Source organism: Cellulomonas sp. T2.31MG-18, assembly GCF_964266755.1.
Taxonomy (GTDB): Bacteria; Actinomycetota; Actinomycetes; order Actinomycetales; family Cellulomonadaceae; genus Cellulomonas.
This window is the reverse complement of the sequence record NZ_CAXWGW010000001.1, coordinates 584,405-604,349: the sequence shown is the minus strand read 5'-3', so window position 1 is coordinate 604,349 and position 19,945 is coordinate 584,405. Positions and strand designations below refer to the sequence as shown.

20 protein-coding genes are annotated in these 19,945 nt (G+C 75.3%); 4 read left to right on the top strand and 16 right to left on the bottom strand.

Annotated elements, in window-relative coordinates; translation table 11 throughout:
- Window positions 1-132: 132 nt before the first annotated feature.
- From ACFQTY_RS02770 to ACFQTY_RS02730, 9 genes are all read right to left on the bottom strand, one after another.
- Window positions 133-3,033, bottom strand: a complete 2,901-nt coding sequence (locus ACFQTY_RS02770) for an FAD-binding and (Fe-S)-binding domain-containing protein (protein ID WP_378096960.1) — start codon at window positions 3,031-3,033, stop codon at window positions 133-135.
- Between the two features lie 70 nt (window positions 3,034-3,103).
- Complete coding sequence (locus ACFQTY_RS02765) at window positions 3,104-3,877, bottom strand: hypothetical protein (protein ID WP_378096957.1); 774 nt, start codon at window positions 3,875-3,877, stop codon at window positions 3,104-3,106.
- Between the two features lie 131 nt (window positions 3,878-4,008).
- Window positions 4,009-4,518: a DUF6318 family protein gene (locus ACFQTY_RS02760; protein ID WP_378096954.1), complete on the bottom strand. Its 510-nt coding sequence runs from the start codon at window positions 4,516-4,518 to the stop codon at window positions 4,009-4,011.
- Window positions 4,519-4,883: 365 nt separating this feature from the next.
- Window positions 4,884-5,126, bottom strand: a complete 243-nt coding sequence (locus ACFQTY_RS02755) for a hypothetical protein (protein ID WP_378096951.1) — start codon at window positions 5,124-5,126, stop codon at window positions 4,884-4,886.
- A complete protein-coding gene (feoB, locus tag ACFQTY_RS02750) occupies window positions 5,126-7,330 on the bottom strand; it encodes a ferrous iron transport protein B (RefSeq protein WP_378096948.1) in 2,205 nt (734 codons plus the stop codon). Before feoB ends, ACFQTY_RS02755 begins: the two co-directional genes overlap by 1 nt.
- Window positions 7,327-7,617, bottom strand: a complete 291-nt coding sequence (locus ACFQTY_RS02745) for a ferrous iron transport protein A (RefSeq protein ID WP_378096945.1) — start codon at window positions 7,615-7,617, stop codon at window positions 7,327-7,329. Before ACFQTY_RS02745 ends, feoB begins: the two co-directional genes overlap by 4 nt.
- A 205-nt stretch (window positions 7,618-7,822) precedes the next feature.
- Window positions 7,823-8,260, bottom strand: coding sequence for an OsmC family peroxiredoxin (locus tag ACFQTY_RS02740; RefSeq protein ID WP_263732388.1), 438 nt, complete (start codon window positions 8,258-8,260; stop codon window positions 7,823-7,825).
- A gap of 66 nt (window positions 8,261-8,326) precedes the next feature.
- Entirely contained in the window at window positions 8,327-9,475 is a 1,149-nt protein-coding gene (locus ACFQTY_RS02735) for an AAA family ATPase (protein ID WP_378096942.1), read from the bottom strand.
- 23 nt (window positions 9,476-9,498) lie between these two features.
- Window positions 9,499-11,022 (bottom strand): D-alanyl-D-alanine carboxypeptidase family protein, encoded by a 1,524-nt coding sequence (locus ACFQTY_RS02730; protein ID WP_378096939.1) that lies wholly within the window; start codon window positions 11,020-11,022, stop codon window positions 9,499-9,501.
- 129 nt (window positions 11,023-11,151) lie between these two features.
- On the opposite strand from ACFQTY_RS02730, the gene ACFQTY_RS02725 reads away from it, so the two are divergent.
- The 4 genes from ACFQTY_RS02725 to ACFQTY_RS02710 all read left to right on the top strand — a co-directional run bounded on the left by ACFQTY_RS02725 (window position 11,152) and on the right by ACFQTY_RS02710 (window position 13,479).
- The gene (locus ACFQTY_RS02725) at window positions 11,152-11,550 is read left to right on the top strand and encodes a hypothetical protein (protein WP_378096935.1); all 399 of its coding nucleotides are present in this window, start codon (window positions 11,152-11,154) and stop codon (window positions 11,548-11,550) included.
- A 16-nt stretch (window positions 11,551-11,566) separates the two neighbouring features.
- The gene (locus ACFQTY_RS02720; protein ID WP_378096932.1) at window positions 11,567-12,247 is read left to right on the top strand and encodes a protein-L-isoaspartate O-methyltransferase; all 681 of its coding nucleotides are present in this window, start codon (window positions 11,567-11,569) and stop codon (window positions 12,245-12,247) included.
- 7 nt (window positions 12,248-12,254) lie between these two features.
- Window positions 12,255-12,884 carry a DUF3806 domain-containing protein gene (locus tag ACFQTY_RS02715; RefSeq protein ID WP_378096929.1) on the top strand — a complete coding sequence of 210 codons (630 nt, stop codon included), beginning with the start codon at window positions 12,255-12,257 and terminating at the stop codon, window positions 12,882-12,884.
- A gap of 64 nt (window positions 12,885-12,948) precedes the next feature.
- Window positions 12,949-13,479, top strand: a complete 531-nt coding sequence (locus ACFQTY_RS02710) for a hypothetical protein (protein WP_378096926.1) — start codon at window positions 12,949-12,951, stop codon at window positions 13,477-13,479.
- Between the two features lie 57 nt (window positions 13,480-13,536).
- Here ACFQTY_RS02710 and ACFQTY_RS02705 read toward each other — a convergent pair whose 3' ends face one another.
- The 7 genes from ACFQTY_RS02705 to ACFQTY_RS02675 form a co-directional block, all read right to left on the bottom strand.
- Window positions 13,537-14,496 carry a 5'-3' exonuclease H3TH domain-containing protein gene (locus tag ACFQTY_RS02705; RefSeq protein WP_378096923.1) on the bottom strand — a complete coding sequence of 320 codons (960 nt, stop codon included), beginning with the start codon at window positions 14,494-14,496 and terminating at the stop codon, window positions 13,537-13,539.
- The gene (locus tag ACFQTY_RS02700) at window positions 14,493-14,690 is read right to left on the bottom strand and encodes a hypothetical protein (protein WP_378096919.1); all 198 of its coding nucleotides are present in this window, start codon (window positions 14,688-14,690) and stop codon (window positions 14,493-14,495) included. The genes ACFQTY_RS02705 and ACFQTY_RS02700 overlap by 4 nt, the downstream gene beginning before the upstream one ends.
- A gap of 49 nt (window positions 14,691-14,739) precedes the next feature.
- On the bottom strand, window positions 14,740-16,491 hold the full coding sequence (locus tag ACFQTY_RS02695) for a hypothetical protein (protein WP_378096916.1): 1,752 nt from the start codon (window positions 16,489-16,491) through the stop codon (window positions 14,740-14,742).
- A gap of 141 nt (window positions 16,492-16,632) precedes the next feature.
- Complete coding sequence (locus ACFQTY_RS02690; protein ID WP_378096913.1) at window positions 16,633-17,154, bottom strand: RNA polymerase sigma factor; 522 nt, start codon at window positions 17,152-17,154, stop codon at window positions 16,633-16,635.
- A 142-nt stretch (window positions 17,155-17,296) separates the two neighbouring features.
- Entirely contained in the window at window positions 17,297-18,757 is a 1,461-nt protein-coding gene (locus tag ACFQTY_RS02685) for a MinD/ParA family protein (protein ID WP_378096910.1), read from the bottom strand.
- A 190-nt stretch (window positions 18,758-18,947) separates the two neighbouring features.
- Window positions 18,948-19,391 (bottom strand): ATP-binding protein, encoded by a 444-nt coding sequence (locus ACFQTY_RS02680; protein WP_378096907.1) that lies wholly within the window; start codon window positions 19,389-19,391, stop codon window positions 18,948-18,950.
- A gap of 113 nt (window positions 19,392-19,504) precedes the next feature.
- Window positions 19,505-19,750, bottom strand: coding sequence for a PspC domain-containing protein (locus ACFQTY_RS02675; protein WP_263731290.1), 246 nt, complete (start codon window positions 19,748-19,750; stop codon window positions 19,505-19,507).
- Between the last annotated feature and the right edge of the window lie 195 nt (window positions 19,751-19,945).

The following is a 19,945-nucleotide window of genomic DNA, read 5'->3' as shown; positions in this document are numbered from 1 at the left end:
AGGACAGTCGCCGCCCCCACGCACGCCGGTCCCCCCGCACACCGGTCGCCTCGTACACGCGGCGGTCCTGCCCGCGCCGGCCGCCCCCGCGCGCGGCGACCTCACGCGGCGCCGTGCTCCGCGGGTGGTGGGTCAGGCGTCGGCGTGGGTGCTCGCGGGGAGGTGGGAGGCGAGGAGCTGGGCGAGGTGGACGCCCTGGACACCGGCGAGGTGGTCGGCCTGGGTGCGGCAGGAGAAACCGTCGGCCAGGTAGACGTCGCCGGGAGCGGCGGCGCGCAGGGCCGGCAGCAGGGCGTGCTCGGCGACCGCGACGGAGACGTCGTAGTGACCGGCCTCCATGCCGAAGTTGCCCGCCAGGCCGCAGCAGCCCGCCAGCTCCGAGAACTGGGCACCGGCCTCGCGCAGCAGGGTGCGGTCGGCGGTCCAGGTCATCACCGCGTGGTGGTGGCAGTGCGGCTGGACGACCGCGGTGACGTCGGAGAGGTCGGGCACCGTCCAGCGGTCCCCGGGTCCGATCGGCGCCGGTGCCGTGAGCAGCTCGGCCAGCGTGTGGGTGGCGCGAGCGACGGCGGCGGCGCGGGGGTCGTCGGGAAGCAGGTCCTGCAGGTCGGACCGCAGCACCGCCGTGCAGCTCGGCTCCAGGCCGACGATCGGGATGCCGTTCACCGCGAACGGCGCCAGCACGCCGAGCAGGTGGCGCAGGCGGTCCTTGGCGCCGTCGAGCTGCCCGGTGGTGATCCACGTCAGGCCGCAGCACGCGTCGTGGTCCGGAACGATCACCTCGTACCCGGCGCCGCGCAGCACGGCGACGGCCGCGCGCGGGACGTCGGGGGCCAGCGAGTCGCTGAACGAGTCGGTCCACAGCAGGACGCGCGGACGACGGGCCACCCGCTCGGCCGGCGGAGGCGTGCCGGCGACGACCACCTGGTCGCGACCCTCGGCGCGGGCCCACGCCCGGAACGGCCGGTCGGCGAAGGTCACCATCTGCCGTCGGGGGTCCATGCCACCTGCGCGCAGGACGGTCCGAGCCAGGGGGCGGATCCGGAGCGCGGCGTTGACCAGGGACGAGACCCCCGGGACGGCGGTGACCAGCCGGGTCCAGCGGGGCAGCCAGCCGAGCACGTAGTGCGACACCGGCCGCAGCCTGTGCCGGTAGGCCCGGTGCAGCACCTCGGACTTGTACTGAGCCATGTCGACGCCGGCCGGGCAGTCGGACGAGCACGCCTTGCACGCCAGGCACAGGTCGAGGGACTCGCGGACCTCCGGTGCCGACCAGCCGCGGGAGACGAGACGGCCGTTGGCCAGCTCCTGCAGCACGCGGGCGCGGCCGCGGGTGGTGTCCTTCTCGTCGTGCGTCGCCTGGTAGCTGGGGCACATGAAGTCGCCGGCCGCCGTGTTGTCCGCCCGGCACTTGCCGACGCCGACGCAGCGGTGCACGGCTGTGGTCAGGTCGCCGTCGTCGTGCGCGAAGGAGAAGCCGACCGCACCCAGGCGTTGGGCCGCCGGTCGCCGGAGGTCGGCATCGATCGGTCGGGGGTGGACCAGCACGCCCGGGTTGAGCCGGTCCTTCGGGTCGAGCAGCGCCTTGAACTGCTCGAACAGGCCGATGGCCGCCGGCGAGTACATCACCGGCAGCAGCTCGGAGCGGGCCCGGCCGTCTCCGTGCTCGCCGGACAGGGAGCCGCCGTGGGACGCGACCAGGGCCGCGGCGTCCTCCATGAACGACCGCAGCGGCGCGCCGGAGTGCTCCAGGGGCATGTCCAGACGCAGGTGCACGCAGCCGTCGCCGAAGTGGCCGTAGGCCATGCCGTCCACGTCGTGCCGCTGCATCAGCGCGGACAGCTCGCGCAGGTAGGTGCCGAGGTGCTCGGGCGGGACCGCGGAGTCCTCGAAGCCGGGCCACGCCTGTGCGCCGGACGCGGTGCGGCCGGCCAGACCCGCGCCGTCGGCGCGGATGCGCCACATCGCGGTCGCCTCCGGGCCGGGCGGGAACAGGCCGACGGCGCCGGTGGCGGCATCGGCTGCGAGCGCGCGAGCCGTCGACAGCGCCTCGTCCAGCGTCTCGCCGCCCACCTCGACGAACAGCCAGCCGCCGCCCTCCGGCAGGTCCGGTACGGCGGCGGCGCCGCGGACACGCCGGACCACGTCGACCAGCCGGGCGTCCATCCCCTCGATCGCCAGCGGCGCGTGGGCCAGCAGCGCCGGGACGTCGTCGGCCGCGACCGCCATGTCCGGGTAGCCGAGCACCACAAGCACGGGTGCCGCGGCCGTCGGCACGAGCCGGACGGTGGCCCCGAGCACCGTCACCACCGTCCCCTCGGTGCCGACCAGCGCCTTGGCCAGGTCGGTGCCCCGCTCGGGCAGCAGGTGCTCGAGCGAGTAGCCGGACACCTGGCGGCCGAAGCGGCCCAGCTCGGTCCGGATGGTCGACAGGTTGGCTCTGACCAGGGCATCGAGGCCGGGGACCGCGTCGAGCGCACCGGCACCGGCCCCTGCGGTGAACCGCCGACCGGTTCCGTCCACCACGTCGAGGCTGTGCACGTTGTCGCTGGTCCGGCCGTACGCGACGGCATGGGGGCCGCAGGCGTTGTTGCCGATCATCCCGCCGAGGGTGGCGCGGGTCCACGTCGAGGGGTCGGGGCCGAACCGCAGGCCGTGCGGCGCCGCCTCGCGCTGGAGGGTCGCCATGATGGTGCCGGGTTGGATTCGGGCGGTGCGAGCCTCCGGGTCCAGCTCGAGCACGCGGTTGACGTGGCGGGACCAGTCGAGCACCACGCCGGGGCCGATCGCGTTGCCCGCCACCGAGGTGCCGGCGCCGCGGGACGTGACCGGGATCCCGAGCTCGCGGGCGACGGTCAGTGCGGCGAGGGCGTCGTCCTCGTCGTGCGGGAAGACGACGACGCGCGGCACGACGCGGTAGTTCGAGGCGTCGGTGGAGAACTCGGCGCGACGGCGGGCGGAGTCGTCGACCTCGCCGCGCACCGCCGAGCGGAGCCCGGCGACGAGGGCGTCGGTCGCAGTCGCGGTGGCCACGGCTGGCAGTCTCGCATCGCGCGACAGCCGACGGACGGCGTGCCCGCTGAGCGGTCAACCGCGTGGGGTATCAGCTGCAGCCCGGGTCGTCCGGGTGCTCGGTGCAGGTTCCGGCGACGAGGTGGGCGCGCAGCTCCTGGACCTGGAAGGGGGCGCTGGTCGCGGTGGTGGTGGCCGTGCCGGCGACGTCGTGCCAGACGGTGGTGCCGACCACGCGGTACCGGCCCGTCCAGGTGGTGGTGAGGGTGATGGTCCGGGTGCCGAGCTGCCGGTAGACGTGGCTGGTGTCCTGGTGCGGCCACGGTGCGCCGGGGCTGGTGGTGGCCAGTGGCGCCGACCCGTCACCGAAGTCGTAGGTGAACCGGCTGGGGGTGGCCTCGACCTCCATGGGATACCCGAGCAGGTCCGTCGTCAGGTGCACTACAGCGGGGTCGGTGTAGACGATCGTCTCCTTGTTGACCAGCACCCAGGCGCGGGCCGGCTGGACGTTCAAGGTCGGCGCGGGCAACGGCAGACGACGGAAGTCCTCGGCCGTCATGGGCGGGACGACGTCCTCCGGGCAGCCGTAGCCGCGGACCAGCTGCCACGGCAGGCCGGTCCACGGGACAGTGGCCGCAGGGCGGGCCTGGCGCCACACCGGCAACGTCGGCTCTCCGGCGTCGCAGACCAGCGGGTGCAGGGTCGCATTGTTCGCCGAACAGCCCGGCAGCCCCGGGTCACCGCCGATCACCTCGCCGACCGCTGCGCCAGGGGTCGGCGCCCCGTCGGTCGCGGCATCGCACATCGGCGCCCTCATGTACCGGACGAGGAGCTGGTCCGGCGCCACCCTCCGTGCGGCAGCCATGGCCTGCTGCGCTTCCCATTCTGACAACACGATGGTGTCGCCCGACGCTTCGCCACCGAAGTTCGAGCTTGCGGCTAAACCGCCGACAGCAATGCTGGCGGATACTGCAATCGCGGCGCCGATAGCCTGGATCATGCTGAGGCGCGGACTTTGGTAGAGAGCTCGCGGATATGCCAGTTGCCGTCGTAGGTGACGATGACGTTGGCTTTGAGATCGTCACCGGATGTTTCGCTGAACGCTGTGCCCGACTGGTCGATCGTCCTCGACGGAGCCTCGTTGAGAGTCAACGTCAGATCGAAGAACCTACCGACGGTGACCTCCGTCCCGGTGGCGGACGTCACAGAGATGGCACCGCCGACGAGGTGACGGCCGAGTGTCTTCTCTGTCTCCACATTGGACCTGACGCTCTCGCAGAAGACACACCGCGGGTCAACGAGGGTGTTCCACGGCTTGAGATCGCCGGTTTGGTAGGCGTAGGAGTAGACGAGGACGAAATAGGTGGCGACAGCCTTGGCCCCCTCGAGGGTCGGCGGCTGATCCAGCGCGGCGGGTCGTGCGGGTGCGACACCGTCGGGCAGCGGCCCAAGCGCGGACAGCACCGTGGGTGTGGGTGTGGAAGTCGGCGTGGCGACCGACGACACGGTCGGGGTCGTCGTAGTGCCCCAGGGAGCCTCACGAGGCGGACCGTCAGGGCCACCTGGGGCGCAGCCCGCGAGGGCCGCCCCGACCAGCAGGACCGTGACGAGCGCACGCGCGAGCGGACGAGAACCTGGGGGCATGCCCGGAATGTACTGGTTGACACCAGTCACGGTGGGCGATTCACCCGGTTCTGTGGACCACGCTCCGGCGAGACGGCGGATGCGCCACCGCGAGCTGAGCGCTTTGCATCCAGACGAGCAGTTCGCACTGCTCACCTGGGTGCGAAGTGCTCTTCTCGGCTCGAGGGCCCGGGCCGAGGACACGGTTGGCCGAGGACGTGGGTGGCCGACGACCCGCGGGGCGGGCGTCAGCGGGCGAACGGGCAGCCGGCGCAGGCCAACGGGTTGACGGTGGCCGTGCGGCAGCCGGTGCCGCACGGCGCGGCAGTCCGCCCCGTCGACTCTCCCCCGGCGCGCAGCACCAGGCCGATCCGCTCCGCATGGTCGAGAGCCGCGTGCACCAGCCCCTCGTCCACACCGAGCACCGCGGCGACCCGCTGGGGCGGCAGGCCGCGGCCGGTCTCGCGCAGCACCTGCGTCAGCACGCTCATCAGGCGCCCACCAACCGGGAGCCGAGCTGGAAGGCCGCCACCGCGAGCAGCCAGGCGATCACCAGCGAGCTGCCGACGGACACCGCGGTCCAGCGCGATCCGAACAGCCGGCGCTGCTCGGCGACCGTCGCGAGGCACGGCGTGTAGGCCAGCACGAACACCATGAAGGCGAACGCCGCCGACTGCGGGGCGCCGCCCGAGGTCCGGTCGAAGGTCGCGCGCAGCTGCGCGCCCAGGTCGCCGCCCGACGTCGCCGAGGGGACGCCGGACGACGAGGCGCCCGACGACGACGTGCCGGACGAGGCCGTCGTCGACGCGCTGACGCTCGTCGGGTCGGCGACGGCATACGTCTGCGCCATCGAGCCGACGACCACCTCCTTGGCGACGAAGCCCGTCATCAGCGCCGAGGAGGCGTGCCAGTCGTCGAACCCGGCCGGCGCGAACACCGGCGCGATGCCGGCCGCGACCCGCCCGTACACGCTGTCCGCCACCGGCACCTGCGCCACCGAGTACCCGGACGTCGCCGGGATGGCCATCAGCACCCACACCGCGGACAGGGTGATCACGATGATGGTCCCGGCCTTGGTGACGAAGGCCCGGACGCGGACCCAGGCGGACGTGGCGATCGCCCGCAGGCGGGGCCGCTGGTAGGCGGGCAGCGCCAGCACGAACGGCTCGCGACGCAGGTCGCGGAACGCCGTGCGGCGCAGCAGCAGGCCGATGCCGATCACCAGCAGGGCCGACAGCAGGTACATCGCCAGCACGGCGAGGCCGGCGTGGCCGGGGAAGAACGCCCCGGCGAGCATCAGGTACACGGTCAGCCGCGCCGTGCAGCTGGTGAACGGGATCAGCAGGCCGGACAGCAGCCGCTGGCGCGCGTGCGGCAGGGTGCGGGTGGCCGACAGGGCGGCGACGTTGCAGCCGAAGCCGACGACGAGCGGCAGCACGGCTCGGCCGTCGAGTCCGAGCGCCCGCATCGCGCGATCGGCGACGAACGCCGCACGGGCCAGGTAGCCGGAGTCCTCCAGCAGTGCGACGGCGACGAACATCAGCGCCATGAGGGGCGCGAAGGACAGGACCGTGGCGACCCCGGCGAGTAGGCCGTCGACGACGAACCCGCCGACCCACGGCGGTGCGCCGCCGAGCCAGCCGTGCAGCAGTCCGCCGAACCACCCGACGACGAGGTTGTTGACGCCGTCCATCAGCGGGGCGGCCGCCGTGGTGGCCAGCTGGAACAAGCCCCACATCACGGCGAGCAGCACCGGCACGCCGACCCAGGGCCGCAGCAGCCAGGCGTCCACCCGGTCCGACCACGTGCGGACGGCACCGGCCGCCGCGCCCGACCGTGCGCCGTCGCCAACGGCTGCAGAGCCGTCCGACGGTGCGAGCCGAGCGAGCACCTGCTCGACCCACTCGAACAGCTCGGCCGCCTCGGCCAGCCGCGGGTCGAGGTCGTCGTCGAGCGCGAGGTCGTCGAGCGCGAGGTCGTCCGGCGCGACGTCGACGGGCCCGAGGTCATCCGGCCTGAGGTCGTCCGGCGCGAGGTCGTCGGGCCCGAGGTCGTCGGGCCCGGTCGCGCCCGGCCCCGCCCTGTGCGACGCACCAGGGCGCACGACGAGCCCGACGGGCGGCCCGTCGAGTGCCGACCGCACCGCGCCGACCAGGGCGTCCACCCCCGCGCCGGTCCGCGGGTCGAGACCGACCACCGGCACGCCGAGCGCCGTCGCGAGTGCCTCCGGGTCGACGTCCACGCCGCGGGCGGCGGCCACGTCCCGCATGGTCAGCCCCACCAGCACGGGCATCCCGGCACGGGCCACCTGCCCGACGAGGTACAGGGACCGAGCCAGCGCCGAGGCGTCGGCCAGCACCACCACCAGGTCGAGGGTGCCGAGCGGCCCGGAGCCCGCGACGGCGTCGGCCGTCACCTGCTCGTCGGGCGTGCGCGCCAGCAGGCTGTACGCGCCCGGCAGGTCGACGAGCAGCGCACCGGCTGCCCGCCACGGACCGGTGGCCAGCTCGACGGTGGTGCCGGGGGCGTTGACCACCTGCTGGCGGGAGCCGGTGACCGCGTTGAACAGGGTCGACTTGCCGACGTTGGGGCTGCCGACCAGGGCGACGGTCGCCTGCCGGGTGCCGGGCCCGGTGTCCCCCGTACCGCGGCGTGCCGCCAGCGTGGCGACGTCGGACGGCTCGTGGCAGCTCATCGGGCCGCCGCCGAGGTGACGTATCCCGAGCCGGTCGGTGCAGGGACGGCCACGGGCGCGCCGGCCGTCACCGGCTCGACGGTGATCCGCGCGCACGTCGCCGAGTCCAGCGCGAACCGGTCGGCGCCGACTGCGACCACCCGGCCCTGTGCCCCGACGTCGTGCGTGACCTGCACCAACGCCCCGGCGCGCAGGCCGAGCTCACCGAAGCGGAGGCGTGCGGCGGGGTCGACGTCCACCCGCACGATCCGCGCGACCGTCCCGGCCCGGCAGGCTCCCAGCTCCATACCCTCACGCTAACTAAGGGTTGCCTTGCCTCATAGGACAGTGGTCCCGAGCCCTGAGACGAGGCGGTGAGGTGGGCCACAGCACCGTGGACCGCGCTGAGCGGAGCCGCAAAGAGCCTCGATCACAGAAGGTCCCGCACGACGACGGCGCCGGCCCGCGGGTCTGCACCCGCCGGTCGGCGCCGTCGTCCCGGCGTCCGGAACGTCAGATCAGCGCCGCGTCCAGCGACACGGTGGTGCCGGTCAGCGCCTTGCTGACCGGGCAGCTCGCCTTCGCGTCCTCGGCCACCGCCTGGAACCCGTCGGCGTCCATCCCGTCCACCTCACCGCGCACGGTGAGCGTGATCCCGCTGATCCGGAAGCCGCCGGCCGGGTCCGGGCTGAGCCGCACGTCGGCCAGCACGTCGAGGCTCCTCGGCGTGCCGCCCGCCTGCGCGATCAGGGCGGACAGCTGCATGGCGTAGCAGGACGAGTGCGCGGCGGCGATCAGCTCCTCGGGGCTCGTCGTGCCCTGCGCGTCGTCGGAGGTGCGCCGCGGGAACGAGACGTCGTACCGCCCCGCCTTGGAGCTGAGCAGCTCGACGTGGCCGCCGCCGTCCTCGAGGCCTCCGGTCCAGTCGGTGCGTGCGCTGCGCGTGGCCATCGCAGATCTCCTTCGTGATGGGAGTCCGGGCGCGGGTCGGCGCCCGGCTCCCACGTTAGAAGCGGGTCAGCGCGCGCGCTCGAGGTGGCCGGTGATCACGTGCGACGGTGCCCCGGCCGCCTCGAGAGCCCAGGCGGCGCGCGCGTGCAGGGCTCGCCGCTGCTCAGGGGGCAGGTCGTCGTACAGGGCGGTGCGCACCACGTCGTGCCGGAAGGCCAGCCGGTCGCCGCGAGCCGCCACCAGCCCCGCCGCGAGCGCGTACCGCAGCGTGCGCCAGCAGGTGGTGACGTCCAGCGCCGCGAGGGCGGCCAGGTCCGGCACGACGAACGAGGTGCCGAGCACGCTCGCCTGCGTCAGCAGCGTGCGCACCGACGCGTCGACGTAGGCGACGTGCCGACGCACCCGCGCGTCCAGCTCCGCCTGCCAGCCGGAGCCGGTCAGCTCCACGGTGCCGTCCGACGTGCTCAGCGACCCCGTGGTAGCGGCGGCGGCCAGGACGTCGCCGACCAGCCGCGGGTTGCCGCCTGTGGTGGCCAGCACGCCGCGCAGCACCGGGCCGGGGGTTCCCCCGACGGTCCGCTCCACGAGGGTCTGCACCGCCGGCGTGGACAGGGGGCGCAGCTCGACGTTGCGGGCGCCGGCCCGCACCCAGGCTGCGACCAGGTCCTGCACCTCCGGACGGTGCGGCACCGGCCGCAGGGTGAGCACCACCAGCACGCCGGGCAGCGGCGCCTCGTGGGCGAGCCGCGTCAGCACGTCCAGGGTGGACGCGTCGGCCAGGTGCGCGTCGTCGAGCAGCAGGGCCCACGGGTGCTGCGCGCCGCGGCGCAGCGCCACGGTGGCGACCAGCTCGGCGATGCGGCGTGGCGCCGGGGGCTCGTCGGACGCCGCCAGCAGCGCCGCGAGCTCCGCATCCTCCGGTCCCGCCGGCCACACGTCCGCACGCGGCGCGACCAACTGACGGAGCGGCCCGTACGGGACCGTTCCGGCGTCGACCCGCACCAGCACGGGCTCGACCGCGACCAGCCGTGCGCCCGGGACCAGGGCTGCCAGGAGGGCCGACCGGCCGATGCCGGCCTCGCCCTCCAGCAGCGCGGCGGCTCCCGCACCGCCGGCCACCGAGGTCAGCAGCCCGTCGATGTCGTCCAGCTCACCGGCTCGACCGACCAGCGCACCCGGACCGGGCCCCGGCCCCGCTGGATCGCGCTGGTCCACGGGCCGATGCTAGGCGCGCCTCGTCAGCCGGTGTACTCCCAGTGCCACGGCTCCGGCTTGCTGCCGTCGGGCTGCGCCCACGCCGGGTGCTCGAACTGGAAGGCCGCGGCGTTCTTCACCATCCACGCGTGCTGCGCGGAACCCGGCTGCTCGATGCCGCCGCCGAGGTCCACCGCGATGCCCAGACCGTGGTGCGAGGTGCCCGGCGTGGCGCACAGCCAGCCGCGGGTGGACAGGCAGGCGACCTGCGCGGCGTAGGACCGGTAGGAGTCGTTGATCGTCAGGTGGACGCCGAACGCCTGGAAGTAGGCGGCGTCGAGGCTGTCGAGCGCCTCGGCGGCGTCGCACCGCAGCAGGGCACCGCCGTCGAACGTCGGCGCGCACAACGCCGAGGCGGGGATCTTCCCGTTCGGGTAGCCCTGCAGCGACGTCTTCCAGGCGGCCCGCTGCGCGTCGGCAGCGGCCTGGGCGGCGGCGGCCTCGGCAGCCGCGGCGGCTGCCTGGGTGGCGGCGTCGGCCGCGGCCTTGGCGGCGGTGCGGTTGGCGTCGGCCGCGGCGCTGACGGCCGCCGTGCTGCGGGCCAGGGCGATCACCGCGTCGCGCAGCTGGGCGGCGTCGGGGTCGTCCGTGCCGAGCACCGGCGGGATGGCGGCAGCCACCTGGTCAGGCGTCTCGACGGCGGTGGCCGACGGCGTCGCGGAGGTGGCGGCGGAGGGCGTGGCGCTCGCGGACGGGGTGGTGCCGGCCGAAGGGGCGTCCGACGACGGCGTGGCCGCGTCCGTCGAGGCGGAACCGGCCGGGGCAGGCGCGGTCGGGGCGGATCCCGTCGAGGTCGGGCCGGTCGGAGCCGGGCCGGCGCCCGCGGCCGGGGTGCCGGTCGACGCGCTCGGCGACGGGCCGGCGACGGCGGCCGCGGTGGACGTCGGGTCCGCACCGGCGGCTGTCGCGCCGGGCGTCGGCGCGATCGACGCCGTCGACGAGGGGCTCGCGGTGGGGGCCGACGGGTCGGGGGCGCCGCCGCGCTCGGCAGCCGCGCCGCCCCGCGAGGTGACTCCCGTCCGGTCGGTGCGCGCCGCCGCGTCCTCCTGCTGCACCTTGGTCACCAGGGTGGCCACCTGGGCACGGAGCGAGTCGAGCTGGGCGAGCTGGTCCGCGGACACCTGGGCCTGCGCACCGTCGGCACGCACGGCGACGGCGCGCGCGGTCACGGCGTCGGCCACCTGGGCCACCTTCTCCCGCGTGGAGCGCGCGGCCTGGTCGGCCTGCGCGGCGGCGGTGTCGGCGCCGGTCAGGCTCGTCGAGGAGGAGGCCGTGGACCCCTCACCGGTGGCGGGGTTCACCAGCACGACGCCGAGCGCGACGGCCAGCGCGACCACGACACCGCCCTGGGCGATGCGAGGGGCGAGCGGACGCGGCGAGCGCGGACGGTGGTCCTGCGGGGCGCGGTGGGCGCCGGCCTGACGGCTGCGGCGCGTGGCGGCGGCCGGCGCGGTGGCGACATGCCTGCCGCCTCCGGACCGACGCCGGGGCGGCAATCTGTCACTCACGCGAAACACGTTAAGTGCATCGGACGGTCGTCCAGACCGCTTGAGCCCTTTGAGGGGGCGAAGATCTTGTGATGATCTCGTCACGGTGTCGTCACAAGACTGACCCCGACTTGCCGCTACGCTGCCGCCGTGCCAGACGCCCAGCAGCCCCCGGCGGACCACCTCGCGACGGCCCCGCGGGCACTGGACGATCTCTACGACATCGCGCGACTGGCCGACCGGCTCGGCGTCGAGCACGCCACCATCCGGGTGTGGTTGTCCCGCAAGGTGCCCTGGCTGCCCGCCCCTGACGGGCGGCTCAACGGCGGCGCCGTCTGGCGCGCCACCACCCTCGAGGGCCTCGAGGACCGCCGTCGGCCAGGCCGCCCCGGCCCCAAGCCGCGCTACCGCTCGGCGCCGGCCGCTGCCGACGTCGCCCGCACGGGCCCGCTCCCGATCGTCTCCCAGGACCTGATCCGCACCGGCCCCATCCCGGTCGTCCCGGAAGCCGGACGCCCGGACGGCGCCTGGGGTTCGTCCGGACGGTGACGGACGTGGGCCCGCGGTGAACCGGACGGATGGCGCCGACGGCGCCGAGCGTGCGGACGCCGACCGGTCGGCGGACGTCGTCGCCGCGATGCGGGCGCTCGGCCGCGCCCGCTTCCTTCCGCCCGACCAGGTGGTCCACGCCCACGAGGACCGCGCCCTCCCCCTGTTCCACGGCCAGACCGGCTCCCAGCCGTCGACCGTCGCCGCCATGCTCCGGCTGCTGCAGGTGCCCGTCGGCGGCCGCGTGCTCGACGTCGGCTCCGGCTCCGGCTGGAGCACGGCCCTGCTGGCACGGCTGGTGGGACCGAGCGGTGAGGTGCTGGGCCTGGAGCTCGACGCCGAGCTGTGCGCGTTCGGGGCCGCCAACCTCGCCCCGTGGGACATGCCCTGGGCCCGCATCGAGCAGGCGGACCCCGCCCGGCTCGGCCGGCCCGTGCCCGGCGGCTGGGACCGGATCCTCGTCTCGGCGTCGCCGCGGGTGCTGCCCCAGGAGCTGGTGGACCAGCTGGCGGTCGGCGGCCGGATGGTGGTGCCGGTCCAGACGACCATGACCCTGGTGGTCAGCCGTGCCGACGGGCCGCCGGAGATCAGCCGGCACGGCCAGTACGAGTTCGTCCCGCTCCGTACCGGTTCCGCGGGTGAGGCTCCCGGGGCGACCGGCCGGCACGATCAAGGGTGGCCGCGCGGGCGCCGATGAGAACCGCATGCCGCTGTTCCGCCGCACGCCGCGCCCGTCGGGCGGGACGTTGATCCCGACCCCCTTCGGGTCCGTGGAGGACGAGGTGTCCGGCCCCACCCCGCCGGACATCACGCCGGGTGTGGTCGAGGAGCTGAACGACGCAGAGCGGGTGTGGACGGCTCAGCAGCGGGAGCTGCTGCTCGAGCTGTGCGACGCCGTGGTGGACGCCCCGACCGTCGGTCGGCTGTTCGACCGGGTGCACACCGCGTGGCGCGCGACGGTCCGACCCGCCGACCCCGACCTGCTGGTCAACGTGTTCGGGGTGGCGCTCGGCGACCTGATCGCCCAGCGGGTGCCCGGCCTCTCGTGGGCCGTCTACCGCGACGACGTGGGCACCGAGCTGGTGCTGGCGCACCCGTCGCACCCGTTGGTGGTGTTCCCGGTGGCGGCCGTCGCCGAGCGGTGGGGGACCGCCGAGCCCGGGTGGTTCGCCGGTTACGTCGCGGAGGCGGCGCGGCTGTCGTCGGCTGTGCTCGATCCGGCGGATGACGCCGTACCGTGGAACGAGCAGGGGCCGGACCAGGAAGGGCGGGATCACCACGGACAAGGTGACGAACCGCAGGACGGGACGCCGGACGACGAGCCACGCCGCTGAGCCCTCGACCGGCTCGGTGGCCGTCGTGCCTCAGGTTCAGGCGTCGAGCGGCCGATGGACCGGTATGTCCGCCTTCACCGAACCGGCGCCGACCGACGAGTGGCTCTCGGGGTTCGGCACGCACGACACCGCGACCACGCCGCAGCAGCACCGGCGGGCCGGGATCACGCTGGTGGCCGCGTCCGCCCTGGTGGTGGCCGGTGGCGGGATCGGCTGGTGGCTGCTGGCGCCCGGCTCCTCGTCGGGACCCGCGGCGCACGTCGCCGCCTTCGACAGCCCGCAGCAGGACGGCGACAAGCTCGACGCGGACGACGCTGACCAGCTGCAGGTGGACCCCGCCTCGACCCGGCTGCTGGTGCACACCCCGGCCGCCGCGACGTACGTGGGGCGGTCGGTGTCCGGCCGGCTGTGCATCATCCAGCTGCCGACCGGCGACGTCTCCACCGAGACGTGCGGCCCGGACCGCAAGGGCGTGGTGCTGACCGTGGGCACCCCCCGTGGGGGGCAGGTGCGGCTGGTGGCCGACGGCGGTCCGGCGCCTGCAGCGGAGGAAGGCTGGACGTCGGCCGGGGCCAACGTCTGGACGCACGCCTGATCGCTCGTCCGGCGTGACGCGTCGTCCCGCCTGACCCGCCGTAGCCAGGCGCTGCGCTCAGGCCTCCGCGGCCGCGAGCGCGTCCACCAGGCGCCGGACGCTCGACGTCAGGCCCCAGCGCTGCGCCAGCTCGACCACCCGGTCGGCGTCGGCGACCACGCGCGGGAGTTCGTCGGGCACCTGCTCGACCGGGGCGTCGTGGGCGACCCGCACCACCGCGGGTGCCACGGCGAGGTAGTCGGCGGCGTCAGTCAGCCGCCGTCGGGCCGCCGGCGCCAGCGCGGGGTCGGACCGGTCCCGCGCCGCGAGCACTCCCGGCAGGTCACCGAACCGGGCGACCAGCTGGGCGGCCGTCTTCTCCCCGATGCCGGGGACGCCGGGCAGCCCGTCGCTCGGGTCGCCACGCAGCACGGCGAGGTCGGCGTAGGCCGCGCCCGACGAGACGCCGTACCGCTCGGCGAGCACGCTCTGGTCCACCACCAGCAGGTCCTTGACGCCCTTCGACGGGTACAGCACCCGGACGCGTGCCTCGTCGTCGACCAGCTGGAACAGGTCCCGGTCCCCCGTCACCACGTCCACGGCCGCGCGCTCGGCCGCCGGCCGGTCCAGCTCCTGGGTGACCAGGGTGCCGATCACGTCGTCGGCCTCGAAGCCCGGCGCGCCCACGCGCGCGACGCCGACCGCCGCCAGCACCTCGACGATCACCGGGATCTGCGCCGTCAGCGCCGCCGGGACCTCCTCGACCCAGCGCTCACCGTCCCGACCGGCCACCCGGTGCGCCTTGTACGTGGGGATCGCGGCCACCCGGAAGGCCGGCCGCCAGTCGTCGTCCCACGCCGCGACCAGCCGGGCGGGCCGGTGGTCGGTCACCAGCCGGGCGATCATGTCCAGCAGCCCGCGCACGGCGTTCACCGGTGTGCCGTCCGGCGCCTTGACGCTGTCCGGCACCCCGAAGAACGCCCGGAAGTACAACGACGCGGTGTCCAGGAGCATCAGCCGGTCGGCGCGGTCGGTCATGGCGTGGAGTCTGGCACCCGGGTCCCACGTCGGGCCCGGCGCGTGCGCACGAGGTCGGCGGACGCGGCCACGACGCCCATGAGGACCGTGAAGGCGATGTCCTGCGGGCCGTGCACGACGGCCCGGACGACGACGACGATCACCACGATGAGCGCGCCCTGGCCCAGGGCGTGCAGTACGTCGGTCCGCATCATCCGGCCATCGTGGCGTGCCGGACACCCCCGCGAGGCCGGTTCGGCGGCCTCAGCCGGCGGCGGTGAGGTCGAGCTGGGCGTCGACGACCGCGATCACCGACCACGTGCCACCGTCGGCGTCGGTCAGCTGGTACGTCGGCACCAGCACCGAGGCGCCGGACGGCAGCGTGGTGACGGCCAGCCCGAGGCGGGCTGACGTGATGGTCACGTGGCGGACCGGCCAGGCGATCGCACTGCCCGCGGACGGCGTGGTCGGCGCCACGGGCGGGACGGTGGACGACGGGGCTGGGATCGGCTCGGCGCCGGGCGTGACGGCCGGTGCGGGGGCGATGACACCCGGACCGGCGGTCGCTGTGCCGGACGTCGCGGAGCCGGACGAGCCGGATCCCGTGGACGCCGTGCGGGACGGCGCTGTGCCGGACGACGCAGCGGCGGAAGGCGCCGTGACGGACGGCTGCACCTGCGACGGGACGGCCCCCGAGGTCGCCGACCCCGTGCTCGCACCATCCGGCGGCGGGACCGCCCCCGACGTCGCAGAGCCGACCGCCGGTTCCGCCGCACCGCTGTCCACCTGCACGCCGCCCGCGACCATCGGCATCGGGCCGCCGCCGAACGCGCCGAACCGCGGGTCGTTGAGCCGTTCCACCGCCGCGGCCGGGCTGACCACCTGGTAGCGACCCAGGTCGACCAGCGGCGCGAGCGGTCCCCACAGCGACTGCACGCCCGAGCCGACCAAGGTGGCCGACCACGTGACGCCCGTCAGCTGACCGTCCACCACCTGCGAGAACCTCACGGTCTCGCGACCGGCCGTCGGCACCGTCGCACCGGTGCCGTCCCGCACGGGCTTCTCGGGCTCGCCGACCTGGACCGTCGCGCCGGTCAGGTCGACACCGAGCGCGTGGAGCAGCGCCCGCACCTTCGCCACGGCCGCGTCACCGGTCGGTGCCGCCGCCGCGTTCGGGCCGCACACCGAGGCGTTGGCCGCGGTCTTCTCGCCGGTGCACGTCCACGGGTCCCAGGCGGGGTCGGAGTAGGAGAGCGTCGCCATCCCGTCCCCGGAGAGGGTGAGCACGGCACCCTTGCCGTCCAGCGTCCCGACTGTCCAGGTGCCCCACTGGGCGCGCGGCTCCCCCGCCACGCCGAGCACCTTGGCCGCTCGACGGACGGTGTCGGCGCTGACCACGGACGCGGCGTCGAACGCCCTCGCGGTCCCGGTGCCGCCGGTGGTGGACAGGCCGGACGCGGTGAAGACGATCCGCGAGCCCCACCAGCGGCCCGGTGCGGGCACGGCGATGGACGACGACGAGGCGCTGCCCGATGCCGCGCCGTTCGCGGACGCTGCCATGTCGGCCCCCGCGCGCTGCGGACCACCGACCTGCGGACCACCGAGCGCGATCGCCGGCAGCGGTGTCGCACCGGCCGTCGAGCTGCCGCCCGTGCGGTCGCCCAGCGCGTACGCACCGCCGCCGACCACCGCGAGCGCCGCCACGGCCGCCGCGACCTGCAGCCACCGCGGGGCAGCCGTCGGCCGCCACCGAGGTCGAGCCGCCTCGGCGGCCGGGCCCGAGCCCGTCGCCACGTCCGTGCGGCCCACGTCGACACCCGTCGCGGCGCGCAGTGTCGCTGCCAGGCGATCCGCGTCCGGTGCCGCGCCGGCGGCGGGATCGGCGGCGCGCAGCCGGTCGAACGCCGGGCCGCCGTCGAACGCCGGGTCGTCACCGACCGTCGCCTCGGGCGCCGGCGGCACGTCCGGGGGCACCGACCCGTCGGACGGCGTCCAGCCCGGCAGCTTCTCGCTCATGACGACCTCCGTCGACCTCCGTCGGGGCCGCCCGTGCGACCCGTCATCCCTCCTGTGTCCGCACCGCCGCGGACCTTGCACGCCGCGTCGACGGCGATCGCCCCGGCCGTGAACCGCCAGCAACCGCCGGCCGGTCCCTCCTCAGTCCTCGTCGGCCGCCCACGCCGCCGCCAACCGCGCCCGCGCACGGCTCAGTGCCGCATCGGCACCGCCCCGACCGATCCCCAGCACCGCGGCCAGCTCGGCACCGCCCAACCCCTCCCAGGCGGCGAGCAGCAGGATCTGCCGGTCGCGGGGCGCCAGGCCGGCGAGCACCCGGCGCACCCGCTCGTCGCCGACCGCACGCACCGCGGGGTCGTCGTCGGCCTCCGGCGGCTCGGGCAGCTGGTCCATCACCAGGGGACGCACCTTGCGGCGGTGGTTGGCCAGCACGTACGCCGCCGTCCGGTACAGCCACGGCAGCTCGGCGCCGTCCGGCACGTCGTCGCGCCGCCGCCAGGCGACCACCAGCACGTCGGCCGTCAGGTCGTCCGCGTCCCCGATGCCGTCACGGCGCACCAGGTACCGGTGCACGGCGGTGGCGTGCTGACGGACGAGGGTGGTGAACCACGCCTCGTCGTGCGCCGGCACGGTGGTCGGCTCGAGCGAGGTCCTCGCTGACACGGTGGCTCCTGGAGGCGCGGACGCACGGACACCCCTGTGGTGTGCCCAGCGTGCCGGATCTTGCACGCCGCACGGTGCGGAACCGCCGAACGCCGCGCGGGCACCCTGCGCACGGTCCGCACGGGCGCCCGACGACGGGTCCTCAGAGCCCCTCGGCCACCGCCGCCGTCGCCCGCAGCCACGCCCGCCGGGTGGCCGGCCGCAGCTTGTCGTAGTCGATCGGCCCACCGGACACCAGCGCCCGCTCGTAGGGCACCTCGACGACCGTCCTGGTCAGGGCACCGAAGTGGTTCCGCAGCCGCTTCTGCAGGGCCTTGTCCACCTTGGGGTCCGGGGCGGACAGCACCGTCACCGCCTTGCGGACGGCCTCCTCGTGGCCCATCGCCCGCAGCGCGTCCAGCGCCCACGCGGCCGACTGCGCGGTGTCCTCGCGGACCGTGGTCACCACCACCAGCTGGTCGGCGGAGTCGACGGCCGCCCGCCAGTTCGAGGCGCGCATGTTGTTGCCCGTGTCCACCACCAGCACCCGGTAGAACTGCGACAGCAGCCGGTGCAGACGCTGGAAGCTCTCCGCGTCGACGGAGGCGACCGAGGCGGCGTTCTCGTCCGAGGCGAGCACGTCGAACTGCTCGGTCGGCTGGGTGCGCATGTACCCGTCGAGGTCGCCGATCCGCACGGCGCCGTGCGAGGTCAGCGTCGGCAGCGAACGCAGCAGGTCGACGGCGGTGCGGGTGTGGTCCGACGGCGCCGACCGCCAGCCCAGGGTCCCGTGCGTCTCGTTGTTGTCCCAGGCGAGGGTGTAGCCGCCGCGCTGCAGCCCGAACGTCGAGGCGAGCAGCATGGTGGCCGTCGTCTTGTGGGCGCCGCCCTTGGGGTTGATCACCACGACGGTCCGCGGGCCGTCCAGGGACCGGCGCACGGCGGCGATGTCGGCACGCAGCCGGCGCTCGGCACGGCCGGGACCGGGCTTGACGGTGCCGAACGTCAGCGTGCGCACGCCGCGCTGCCAGCCCTGCCGCGCGGGGCCGTTGCGGTCCGAGCGACGGACGGACACCAGGTCCTCGAGCGTGGGGAGCACCTCGCCGTCGCGGCGCCGGCCGGCTGCGGCGTCCGCGGCGCTCCGGGTCTCGGTGGCGCGGGGCTCGGCGGTGCGGGCCTCCGCGGTGCGGGCGTCCGACGACGAGGCAGCAGCCGTCGCACCGGCCGCCGTGGGCCCGGCGGCCGGCACCGGGGCACCGATCGGCGCGGACGCTCCCGGCACCGGTGCGCCGGAGGGGAGCGGCGCGGCCGGCACCGGCGGCGCTCCGAGCTCGTCGGCCTCGTCGGGCTCCGGCGGCGCCTCGTCCACGCGTCCGTCCGGGTGGATCAGCAGCGACCACACCCCGTCGGGGTCGCGCACCTGCACCGGCAGCGGCCGGCCGAGCTCCGCGGCCAGCGCCGCGACCTGCGACGTCACCTCGGCACCGGCCTGCGCCAGGTCCTCGCGGGCCACCGGACGGCGGTCGCCGTCCACCACCAGCTCGCCGGTGCCGTCGTCGCGCACCTCGGCCGTGATGGTGGGGACACGCCCCGTGCTGGTCGTCAGGCTGCTGCCGTCGGTCATCCCCGAGAGCTCCTTCGTCGTCCACCGCTGTGCCCGGATCTGCGCAGCTCCGTCGCGCGGACAACCCACGCATGCGCGACGAAACTACGCCGTAGGGTCTCAGGTCGCACCGGGAGAGCGACGAACGCCCAGGCCAGCGGGGCCGGCACAGCCCTCCGAACCGTCGACGGGACGGCCGACGAGGTCGGCTCTAGTCGTCCAGCTCGACGTCGAACCACACCGTCTTGCCACCGTCGGGGTGCGTCGCGGTGCCCCAGGCGGAGGACAGCGCCTCGACGAGAGCCAGGCCTCGGCCGCTCGGCGCGGTCGGCTCGGGGTGCCGCACGCGCGGACGGCTCTGACCGGTGTCCCGCACGCTCACCCGGACGGTGCGCCGGTCGATCCGCAGACCCACCAGCACCTGCGCGTCGGCGGGCCCGTGCACCACCGCGTTGGAGACCAGCTCCCCGGTGAGCAGCTCGATGACCTGGTTGTGCGAGCCGACCACACCCTCGGCGGCGATGGCCCGCATCACCCAGTGGCGGGCCAGCCGAGGTGCGTGCCGCTCGGCGCGCAGCGTCAGCTCGTCGTCGACCGGGCGCCAGCCACTCCGGCGCGCACTCGGTGCGCTGGAGAGGTCTCGGACGTCGCCCACGGGACCAGCGTGCCCGATGGTCGTCCGCAGCGCCCTCCGAGGCACGCGCACCGATGGGTGATCCGCGGCTCGGGACGGGGTCGTCCCGGCTCTCCCCCGCGTGCCGGAGGGGGTCAGCGGCGCACCGGCGGGGCGGGCCGCCACACCGGCGACTCGATGGGCATGAGGATCCACAGCGCGATGTAGACGATGAGGAAGCTGCCGGGGATCACCAGGTTGGCCAGCAGGAACAGCAGCCGCGTCACCCACGGGCCCAGGCCGATGCGGCGGCCGATGCCGGCGCACACGCCGGCGACGACCCGCCCCTCGTAGACCCGGATCAGGCCCGTGCGGCCCAGCGGCTCCTGGATGGTGCTCATCTCGTCCTCCCGTCACCGGACGTCCGGGGTGGGTGTCCGCCCCTCGGTCGTCCGGCGCTCTCCGGCGCCGTGCGCGCCGTCTCGTCGTGGTGCCGACCCCGTGCGGGCCGGTGTGCTCCCAGCCTGGCGCTGGGGCCCGTCCCGGCCCATCGGGGAGAGCCCTGATCCGTCCCGGGTTCGTCCCTGAGCCCCTCA